A 10,711-nucleotide genomic window follows, 5' to 3' on the forward strand; every position below is an offset into this window, starting at 1 on the left:
TAAGTTCCCATTTTAAGGGTTCAGTGCCTTTTCTTTCTTTTATTTTTAAGTGCTTTTTTTCTAGCTGCAATGATATCGCTTCTATCTCTTAGACGATGATAATGAACAATCATGTCATCATTATTAATTTGTCTCTTATATTCATAATTAGGATATAAATGGATAATTTCCCTTTCTATCGAAGATTTAATTGGCAACTGTATTGGTTGAAATATCTGATCATGTTTCACTTTTTCTATTTGATTTTGAATCAATAAAGTAAATTCATTAACCTTTAAACCTAGTGTCTCTTTATCCTTTGCATGCTTAAATGTATATAACGCTTTTTTAAAGCTTTTTAATGCACCTAACTTATTACATCGTCTATAGTGATACATTGCAGTTGAACATAGTATTAAACTAACTATAGCATCTTTCTTAGAAAAATTAGGTTTAGACTTCCATGATTCTTCTAAAATATCATGACATAAAAAATAATGTTGGTGTGTATGAAATTGATAGTAGAAATGACATAAAGCTTTATTCATGAATACTCACCCTTAATTTAATTCTAATATATATTCATGGTATAATATTTAAGTGAATTATGCACAATTTAGATTTTATAATACAAGGAAGTTCATTTATGTACGAAGTTAAATTAGATGCTTTTAATGGCCCATTAGATTTACTTCTTCATTTAATCCATAAATATGAAATAGATATTTATGATATACCAATGAAAGCTTTAACTGAACAATATATGCAATATGTTCATGCAATGAAAGAAGTTGAAATTAATATTGCAAGTGAATATTTAGTGATGGCTTCAGAGTTATTAATGATAAAAAGTAGATTATTATTGCCACAACAAGAAACTGAAAATGACTTAGAAGAAGATCCTCGTGAGGAACTTGTAGGTCGTTTAATCGAATATCAAAATTATAAAGAATATTCTTTACTATTAACAGAATTAAAGAAAGAACGAGAATTATATTATACTAAATCACCAGCTGATTTATCTCACTTAGAAAAAGAAACACATTGGGACAAAAATCAAACGATTGATTTGACTCAACTGATTGTTGCATACCAAAGAGTAAAAAATAGAGTAGCATTAAATACACCAAAAGCAGTTGAAATTTCAAAAGATACTTTTACAATTCAACAAGCTACTGAAGTGGTTGCTAAACATTTAGAGAAACAAACATCATTTAATTTCTTTAGTTTATTTAACTTTAATGAACCTGTGAGTAAAGTCGTTACACATTTCTTAGCAATATTAGAAATGTCTAAAGCAGGTCTTATTAATATAGAACAGTCAAATAACTTTGAAGACATTAATATCATTAGAGGAGTGAACTATTCTATTGGATAACATTGGAATTATAGAGTCATTATTATTTACTGTAGGCGATGAAGGACTCGAAGCACGTCAGCTTGCAGATATTTTAAAAATGGATTTAGATGAACTGGATCAATTAATTTCAACGTATCATTCAAAAGGTCTTGAAATACAAAGATATGGTTCTATTTATATGTTAACCTCCAAAAAAGAGAGTGCACCTTTTATCGAAGTACTAGTGAATCAAAAAGCAAACATGAAACTATCTCAAGCTGCTATGGAGACACTATCGATTATTGCTTATAATCAACCATTAACTAGAAGTGATATCGAAGTAACAAGAGGCATCAATTCTGATGGTGCAGTGAGAACATTAATTGCTAGAGGACTCATTGAAGCAAAAGACATGGAAAAATCGCGTAGTCATTTACTCATGACTACTGATTTATTTTTAAATGTTTTTGGAATGAAATCATTAGAAGAACTACCATCTACTGAAGAAGATAACGAAGAGATTGAAAATTTCTTTAGTACACTTACAGATCAAAAGGAGAAATAAAATGTATAAAGATTTAGAAAGACTTCAAAAACGAATTGCCAACAGTGGATATACATCTCGAAGAAAAGCAGAAACTTTAATCACTGAAGGTAAAGTAAAAGTAAATGGTCAAGTAGTTACAGAACTGGGAACGAAAGTTAAATCTTCAGACACTGTTGAAGTTGAAGGAATTAAAATTGAGCAAGAAGATAAAATTTATATTCTGTTCTATAAACCAACGCAAGTTATTACTAGTGTTTCAGATGATAGAGGTAGAACGGTTGTAACAGATTATTTTAAAGATTTAGAAGCAAGAATTTATCCAGTTGGACGATTAGACTATGATACTTCAGGGTTATTATTACTTACAAATGATGGTGAATTTACTAATCTAATGACTCATCCTAGATATCATATTCAGAAAAAATATGTTGCAAAATTAAAAGGGTATTTAATGAGAGAAGAAGTTAAAGCATTAGAACAAGGAATTGAATTAGATGATGGTTTTACACAACCTGCTCAAGTTAAAATAAAAAATCAAAATAAAGAAAAAAATACGACACTGGTTGAAATAACTATTAGTGAAGGTAGAAATAGACAAGTTAGACGTATGTTCGAATATTTTAATCACACAGTCGATAAATTAATACGAATCGAATTTGGAAATCTTAATTTAAAAGGTTTAAATGCAGGTGAAGGTAGAGTATTAACACCTCATGAGGTGAAAATATTAAGACATATGGCTGAAAATGGTAATTAATTCGAAATAACTTAACAATACAAAGAATGTTCTTAATTACAATGTGTATTCTTTTTTTATTTATTCACTGTAATAATAAATCATAGGTTCTACATCAAAAAATATTTTGATATTTTTTTCACAAAGTCAATTTAATAAAAAGCTTTAATATAGTGAATATGCTATAATTAAAATGCTATAGAGCATGTGTAGGAGGTATATTGTAATGACGAATGAAATATTAATTGTAGACGATGAAGATAGAATCAGAAGATTATTAAAACTTTACTTAGAAAGAGAATCGTTTACTATCCATGAAGCAAGTGATGGTAGAGAAGCATATGAACTTGCTATGGAAAATGACTATGCGTGCATTCTTTTAGATTTAATGTTACCTGAAATGGATGGTATTGAAATGTCATCAAAATTACGTGAGCATAAAGATACGCCTATTATTATGCTTACAGCTAAAGGTGAAGAAACTAATCGTGTGGAAGGATTCGAATCAGGTGCAGATGATTATATAGTGAAGCCTTTCTCTCCCCGAGAAGTCGTATTAAGAGTAAAAGCATTACTACGTAGAACTCAAACATCTAAACCAGAACAAAGCGAACCGCATGCAAGAGATGTCATTGAATTTAATCATCTTATTATCGATAATGATGCACATCGTGTATTAGCAGATCAACAACAAGTGAATTTAACGCCAAAAGAATATGAGTTATTAATATACTTAGCAAAAACACCTAATAAAGTATTTGATCGTGAACAACTATTAAAAGAAGTTTGGCATTATGAATTTTATGGTGATCTAAGAACTGTAGACACACATGTTAAACGATTAAGAGAAAAATTAAATCGAGTTTCTGAAGAAGCAGCACATATGATTCAAACCGTTTGGGGTGTCGGTTACAAATTTGAGGTCAATACAAATGATGAAGCGTCTAAATAGTGTTGTTATAAAACTGTGGTTAACTATAATATTTATAGTAACGACAGTTTTAATTTTATTAAGTGCAGCATTAATTACATTTATTCAATATTATTACACCCAACAAACAGAAAATGCTATAAGAGAAGATGCTTCAAGAATTAGTCACCTTGTTGAAAAAGCTGATAACAAGTCACTTGCCATACAACATAGTCAGGAATTGATTGATGGCACAGGTGGCGTTATTATTATGTCTAATAAAAATATGTCAGCAGAAAAATCATATAATCTGATTAAAAAAAGAATGTTAAAAGAAATTCAAAACAACGACAACTTTAATAAAGTATTTAATACAGGGAAATCTGCCACACAAAATGTCACAATAAGTGAAAAAGGGACATCCCATTCTTATATTCTTTTAGGATATCCGATGCAATCTCAAGATCGTAAGCATGCTAAGTTTAGCGGAGTATTTATATATCAAGACTTAAAAACAATTGAAGATACTAATAATGCAATTACCATTATTATTTTAATTACTGCAATTGTATTTTTTATTGTTTCAACGATTTTTGCGTTCTTTTTATCTAATCGTATTACTAAACCACTTAGAAAATTAAGTACACAGGCAATTAATGTATCGAATGGAGATTACTCTCAAAAAACAACCGTAAATACGAAAGATGAAATTGGTGAACTTTCTTATACTTTTAATAATATGAGTTATAAAATTCAAGAGCACATTGAAGCTTTATCTACTCAAAAAAATATTCGTGATCGTTTATTTAATTCTATGGTTGAAGGTGTAGTGGGTTTAAATGATAAAAGTGAAATTATTCTATCTAACAAAATGGCAGACCAAATATTACCGACAATTGATAAATCTATTTATTCAGAAATTAAAAATCAAATCAATGCCACATTCCATTCAAAAGGCACAGAGTTCAATGAATATACAATAAACTCTAAGTATTATGTATTTATAATGAGTTATATTGATCGTATTCAACAAGATGGTCGTAGTGGGATTGTAATCATCATAAGAGATATGACAAATGAACATAATCTTGATCAAATGAAAAAAGACTTTATCGCAAACGTATCCCATGAACTCCGTACACCGATTTCATTATTACAGGGTTATACTGAATCGATAGTCGATGGCATTGTAACAGAACCTAACGAAATAAAAGAATCACTATCAATTGTATTAGATGAAACAAAACGACTTAATCGCCTTGTCAACGAGCTTTTAAATGTTGCAAGAATGGATGCGGAAGGATTAACCATTAATAAAGAAATACAGCCCATAATGCCATTATTACGTAGAATACAACTTAAATATCGTCAACAAGCACAAGATTTAAAACTAAACATAGATTTATTACCAAATATTAATGAAGATGATTTATGGAATTACGATGCTGATCGAATTGAACAAGTACTTACAAACTTAATTGATAATGCAACACGCTATACACATCCTGGAGATTCAATTACGATTACTGCTAATAAAGATAGTCAGTATCAAATTTTAAATATAAAAGACACAGGTAGCGGCATTGCTCCTGAACATCTTGATCATGTATTTGATCGTTTTTATAAAGCTGAAGCTTCTAGAACTAGAGGTAAACAAGGAACTGGTTTAGGATTATTTATTAGTAAGATGATTATTCAAGAGCATGGCGGAATTATTTCTGTAGAAAGTACAGTGAATAAAGGCACAACCTTTATTATTAAATTACCTAAACCTTCTATAGATTCTAAATAATTAACGTTCAATAAAATAGAATTAAATATCCAAATTTTTTGAGATGACGCTCTTCAAAAGTTAAAGATAAAACTTTGAAGAGCGTTTTTATATCTATCGTTTTTTTAAATATAATATTTCGTGTCATATTAATTTAAAATCAGTCGATGAAATTGATGAAATATATCTCTCATTTTTATAAATAAACAGAGATATTGCAATGAAGGATTTATTCATGTAATATAAATTTTAAATGATAAATTCAATAATTCATCTTCGGGGTAGGGTGTAATTCCCAACCGGCAGTAATTTGAGCCTGCGACCCGCTTCAATGAAAGTGGCTGATTCAGTGTAAATCTGAAGCCGACAGTATAGTCTGGATGGGAGAAGATGGAGGTTTTTTGTTGTGTAAACGTATCCTCCAATTCTTAGTAAGATGAATGGAAGGAGAAAACTGAATATGCAACAAAATAAACGTTTAATTACCATAAGTATGTTGAGTGCAATTGCATTCATATTAACATTTTTGAAATTTCCATTACCATTTTTGCCTCCATACTTAACACTAGATTTTAGTGATGTACCGACTTTATTAGCTACTTTTACTTTTGGTCCTCTGTCTGGTCTTATTGTAGCATTAATTAAAAATATATTAAATTTCTTATTTAATATGGGCGATCCTATTGGGCCTATGGCAAATTTTTTAGCTGGAGCTAGTTTTTTACTAACAGCTTATTTTGTTAGTCATCGTAAACAATATTCATCTCGTCGTTCATTAATTATAGGATTAGTTGCCGGTACTATTGCAATGACTATAGTTTTAAGTATTTTAAATTATTTTGTCTTACTACCTTTGTATGGCATGATATTTAATCTTGGTGATGTATTTACTAATTTAAAAGTAATCATTTTATCAGGTATTATTCCTTTTAATATTATTAAAGGATGTATAATATCGATTATTTTTATCTTGCTATATCGCCGTTTAAAAAAAGTATTGAAATAAAATTAAAACCTCCGATGACTTCTTAGTAGGAATCATCGGAGGTTTTATATTATAATTATGGTAATACAATTTTATTTACGGATTTATTCAAATTTTAAGGCATCTCCATCAAAAGGCTCTTCTTCAATTTTAATTGAATCAGTTGGGCAGCCTTCAAGAGCATCTTCCATATCTTCATATAATTCTTCTGGTACTTCTGCAGTACCTTGATTATCGTCAAGGATTACGAAAGCAATACCTTCGTCATCATAATCGTAAATATCTGGTGCAGCAGCGCCACAAGCACCACAAGCAATGCATGTATCCATATCAACGATTGTGTACTTTGCCATTTTATTCGCCTCCTTTGATAAAAATGCTACACTAGTCACAATAAATATTTTTATTATATTCTAGATATAAAAGTTCTATAAAAGAGGAGTTCACTCATGCAAGAAATGATTAGTTATGTTAAACATCACTCATTCAATTATAAAACTAATAAAAGTATATATAATATTTTAAGTGGAAAAAAGTCACATCAAACGTTTTTTGATGCGAGCTCTCAACAACTTTTATCATTATATCATAGTTTACCTAAATTAAAATATCAGACATTTGAACGACTTTTGAATAAAAATGATATAAGTGAATTAAATATCAAGGTGCATCCTCGGTTCACTTATGACAGTCTTAATAATACTTTTAAATGTATTCAATTATTAATTCAGACGATATCTCAATACCTCCATCATCAACTTAAATTCGTACCAATGAACCAACAAGTTATTATTCAAAATAAAGTTAAAAAGATTTATGGAACTATTATTGAAAATGATTTAATAAAAGATTTTGAAAATGAAGTAACAAATTTATTTCAAGCAATCAGTTTAAATAATAATAATAAGTGCTACCTTCATTATTATTTGCATGGTTATGATGAGCCTATGTATACAAGACAACAGGTAAGTTTGATTGAGAATATTTCTATTTCAAAATTATATACTTTAGAATTGAATAATTTAGTCACTTTAGGAAGTGAAATTGAAAATAAACAACGTTATCCTATATTATCTGAATGTATTATTCTTTCATCATTATTAAATAAAACATCTATAACTCAACAATATCTTCATCAAGGTTTGAGTTTAAATGAAATCGCAATTGCACAGAATGTTAAACTCAATACAATAGAAGATCATATTTTAGAATTATTTATTAAAGGTTATGAGAAAAATTACGAAAATTATGTAGAGAAAAAAGATATTTTTCAATTTATTCAATACTATACAGAGCATAAAGGAGAAAGATTAAAAATATATAAACGAGAGTTTGACCATTTATCATACTTTGAAATTAAACTCATGATTGTTGGGATAGAAAGAGGTGAAATGAATGTTAGAGAACAATCTTAAACAATGGTTTGGACATGAAAGTTTTCACCCAGGTCAGAAAGAAGTTATAAAAAGTGTGTTACAAGGCAATCATACACTTGGTGTTTTGCCAACAGGTAGTGGGAAAAGTCTATGTTACCAATTTCCAACTTATATGCAACAAAAGCCTACTCTTATTATCTCACCGCTAATTTCTTTAATGGATGACCAAGTGATGCAACTTAAATCTCAAGGTGAACGAAAGGTTGTATGTATTCATTCAGGTATGGATGAACAAGAAAAGAAAGAAAATATCAATTTATTAAATCAAAGTCGTTTTATATTTCTAAGTCCTGAATTTATTCTTCAATCTCATCATTTCAATCTAATTAAAAACATCCCATTTGGTTTAGTAGTATTAGATGAAGCACATTGCTTATCAGAATGGGGATATGATTTCAGACCGCATTACGCACTTATCGGTCAAATCACTCATCATTTTAAATTAGCGACTATTTTAGCATTAACTGCTACTGCACCACCACATTTAACAAGTGATTTAGAACATATTTTAAAAGTTAAATTAAACACTATACAAACGACTATGAATCGTAAAAATATTTCGTTATCACATTTTAATTTCAAGGATGACGATGAAAAAATAGAATGGCTATTGAAATTTATTGAATCTTCGGGTCCTACCATTATTTATGTATCATCTAAGAAAATATGCTTACAACTCGCAAAACTTATTTATCAACATGGATATTTAACTGGTATTTATCATGGAGATTTAACTTATCAAGAACGTCAAACTGTTCAAAATCAATTTATTAATAATTTTATTCCAGTTATTGTAGCTACTAGTGCGTTTGGAATGGGGGTTAATAAAAAAGACATTCGGACTGTTATTCATTTTCATTTATCCTCTAGCCCTTCAAATTATTTACAGGAAATTGGAAGAGCCGGGAGAGATGGAAAACAAAGTCAAGCAATTAGTCTATATCAACCAGACGATGCTTACATTCTGGAAACGTTACTATTTAATGATGCTATCGTAACAGAAGATGTTGAAACTTTTGAGCTAGGCGCATTCCTTCCACCTAATAAAGAAGAAATTTTAACAGTATTACACCAAAATTATACATTTAAGGAATTGAAACACATTTTTAAAACCTCATATATACGTAAACAAGCTGGTTATCAAAGAATAATAGGTTATACTCGTATAGATCAATGTAGAAGAAAATTTTTACTGGAATTTTTTGGAGAATCTCCTAATCAACCTAATGAATGTTGTAACAATGATTCAGATTTAAGTAAAATTGAGTGTTACAATAGAAAAAAAGTTAAAAGACAATTTACTTTCAATGAAAAAATTAAAAACTTATTTAGAGTTTAGTGACTTTACTTTACTAAATTATTTTATACAGGATATAATTAAATTATAAAATGATTTATAAGACATTTAAAAAATGATACATATTTATGCATTACTTGGGTATAAATAATGTGACAATTAAAATAAGAAAAAGAGAGGATGTTGACTATGTCTAGAGACAATTTTAAGGATGATTTTGAAAAAAATCGACAATCGATAGATTCAAACGATCAATTCGATCGTGTAAATAATGAAACTAACGATGAAATAGACAATTTTAACAATGAAACTGATCAACAGTTTCCACCAAGGAATGCACAAAGACGACAAAGAAGAAGAAACCAATCTTCTAGTCGTAACAAAAAGTTTAACGATCAGGTTAATAATTATGAAGAAGGCTCATTAGATGACCGTTATGATGAGGAGACATTTGACAAAGTACATAACGATAATCATTCTCATCATAATCACGAGAATTATGAGAATAATCAACGTTCCAATGTAGATGAGCGTTATGATGAACACAACCATCATTCTAATCATCGTTTTGAGGACGATAGTTATGAAAATGATGATAGAATGAATAGTGATCATCGTCGTCATCGTGATTTTGATCAAGATGACGATAGACATGAAGATCATCATTCAAAAATCGGAAAAGACGCAACAATTGCTGGAGGAGCTGCTGCTACAGGGGCTGTTGGAGCAAAAGCATCACGTAATAAAAAACGTAAAAATAATCGTCATGATGATAAAAATTATCAAGATAACGAAAATAGAAGTGTTCAACATGACAATGAAGATAATAATGAACTAGATAATAAGCATCACAGAAAAAAAGGAAATAAAGGCAAAAAAGCTGCTGCAGTCGGTGCTGGCGCAGCTGGAGCTGGTGTTGCTGGCGCTGCCGCTTCTAAACATAAACAACATAATGAACATAACAATCTAAATCATCATGATGCTGATAAACATCATGAAAATGATAATGATGGTTTCCAAGCACATAACGGTAAGAAAAAACGCGGTTTAATGGGGATATTACTTCCACTTATAGCTTTATTACTTATTTTAGCTGCTCTAGCTATTTTTATTGGCATGTATCTTAACAATGACCATAAAGATAAAAACAATAACACTGCAGATAATAAAACAGAACAAACTGAGAACAAAGATAAAGCTAAAGACAAAGCTACAAATGAAAAAGAAAAATCAAATGAAACAGCAGCAACAAAAGAAGATAAATCAAACGAATCAGATAATAGCACTAAAAAAGATAGTGATGAGTCAAATGAAGTATCTACAACAGAAAACAATACATCAACCAATAATAATGATAAAAATTCTACTGAAAGTGCAACATCTGAAAATAATAACAATAAATCAAATGTATATAACAATTCATCAAGTTCAGACAATAACTCAAATTCTCAATCAACTCAAAATAGCACACAATCAAGTAATAGTGCTGGTCAACAAACTCACGTAGTATCTGGTAATGATAATTTATATCGTATTGCAATTCAATACTATGGTGAAGGTACAGTTGAAAATGTAAACAAATTAAAACGAGCTAACGGCCTAACTAGCAATAATATTGTAAATGGTCAAAAATTAGTTATTCCTCAATAATATCTGAATGTATTAAAAAAGGTACACCTAAAAGGCACTGAACCCTTAAAATGGGAACTTA

11 protein-coding genes and 1 riboswitch are annotated in these 10,711 nt (G+C 29.4%); of the genes, 9 read left to right on the top strand and 2 right to left on the bottom strand.

The features are described 5' to 3' along the window. Positions 1 to 20: 20 nt before the first annotated feature. Entirely contained in the window at positions 21 to 527 is a 507-nt protein-coding gene (locus tag HMPREF3046_RS05740) for a DUF309 domain-containing protein (RefSeq protein WP_070717383.1), read from the bottom strand. Between the two features lie 98 nt (positions 528 to 625). On the opposite strand from HMPREF3046_RS05740, the gene HMPREF3046_RS05745 reads away from it, so the two are divergent. From HMPREF3046_RS05745 to HMPREF3046_RS05770, 6 genes are all read left to right on the top strand, one after another. After that, positions 626 to 1,357, top strand: a complete 732-nt coding sequence (locus HMPREF3046_RS05745) for a segregation and condensation protein A (protein WP_017176276.1) — start codon at positions 626 to 628, stop codon at positions 1,355 to 1,357. Continuing rightward, on the top strand, positions 1,350 to 1,883 hold the full coding sequence (gene scpB / locus HMPREF3046_RS05750; RefSeq protein ID WP_070717388.1) for an SMC-Scp complex subunit ScpB: 534 nt from the start codon (positions 1,350 to 1,352) through the stop codon (positions 1,881 to 1,883). Before HMPREF3046_RS05745 ends, scpB begins: the two co-directional genes overlap by 8 nt. Position 1,884: 1 nt before the next feature. Continuing rightward, positions 1,885 to 2,622: a pseudouridine synthase gene (locus HMPREF3046_RS05755; RefSeq protein ID WP_070717390.1), complete on the top strand. Its 738-nt coding sequence runs from the start codon at positions 1,885 to 1,887 to the stop codon at positions 2,620 to 2,622. Between the two features lie 205 nt (positions 2,623 to 2,827). Beyond that, complete coding sequence (locus tag HMPREF3046_RS05760; protein ID WP_070717394.1) at positions 2,828 to 3,553, top strand: response regulator; 726 nt, start codon at positions 2,828 to 2,830, stop codon at positions 3,551 to 3,553. Continuing rightward, complete coding sequence (locus HMPREF3046_RS05765) at positions 3,534 to 5,303, top strand: ATP-binding protein (RefSeq protein WP_070717398.1); 1,770 nt, start codon at positions 3,534 to 3,536, stop codon at positions 5,301 to 5,303. Before HMPREF3046_RS05760 ends, HMPREF3046_RS05765 begins: the two co-directional genes overlap by 20 nt. A 247-nt stretch (positions 5,304 to 5,550) precedes the next feature. Next, a riboswitch (FMN riboswitch) is annotated at positions 5,551 to 5,678 on the top strand. Between the two features lie 64 nt (positions 5,679 to 5,742). After that, on the top strand, positions 5,743 to 6,288 hold the full coding sequence (locus tag HMPREF3046_RS05770; RefSeq protein ID WP_070717402.1) for an ECF transporter S component: 546 nt from the start codon (positions 5,743 to 5,745) through the stop codon (positions 6,286 to 6,288). A gap of 83 nt (positions 6,289 to 6,371) precedes the next feature. Here HMPREF3046_RS05770 and HMPREF3046_RS05775 read toward each other — a convergent pair whose 3' ends face one another. Further along, positions 6,372 to 6,620 (bottom strand): ferredoxin, encoded by a 249-nt coding sequence (locus tag HMPREF3046_RS05775; protein ID WP_002449743.1) that lies wholly within the window; start codon positions 6,618 to 6,620, stop codon positions 6,372 to 6,374. A gap of 96 nt (positions 6,621 to 6,716) precedes the next feature. Between HMPREF3046_RS05775 and HMPREF3046_RS05780 the strand changes: the two genes are divergently transcribed. The 3 genes from HMPREF3046_RS05780 (at position 6,717) to ebpS (ending at position 10,650) form a co-directional block, all read left to right on the top strand. Further along, entirely contained in the window at positions 6,717 to 7,682 is a 966-nt protein-coding gene (locus HMPREF3046_RS05780; protein ID WP_070717405.1) for a helix-turn-helix domain-containing protein, read from the top strand. Beyond that, positions 7,663 to 9,042 carry a RecQ family ATP-dependent DNA helicase gene (locus HMPREF3046_RS05785; RefSeq protein ID WP_070717412.1) on the top strand — a complete coding sequence of 460 codons (1,380 nt, stop codon included), beginning with the start codon at positions 7,663 to 7,665 and terminating at the stop codon, positions 9,040 to 9,042. Before HMPREF3046_RS05780 ends, HMPREF3046_RS05785 begins: the two co-directional genes overlap by 20 nt. A gap of 147 nt (positions 9,043 to 9,189) precedes the next feature. Next, positions 9,190 to 10,650 carry an elastin-binding protein EbpS gene (gene ebpS / locus HMPREF3046_RS05790; RefSeq protein WP_070717415.1) on the top strand — a complete coding sequence of 487 codons (1,461 nt, stop codon included), beginning with the start codon at positions 9,190 to 9,192 and terminating at the stop codon, positions 10,648 to 10,650. Positions 10,651 to 10,711 lie beyond the last annotated feature (61 nt).

Origin of the sequence: Staphylococcus sp. HMSC070D05 (genome assembly GCF_001815595.1) — a bacterium.
In the GTDB taxonomy this organism is placed as follows: domain Bacteria; phylum Bacillota; class Bacilli; order Staphylococcales; family Staphylococcaceae; genus Staphylococcus; species Staphylococcus hominis.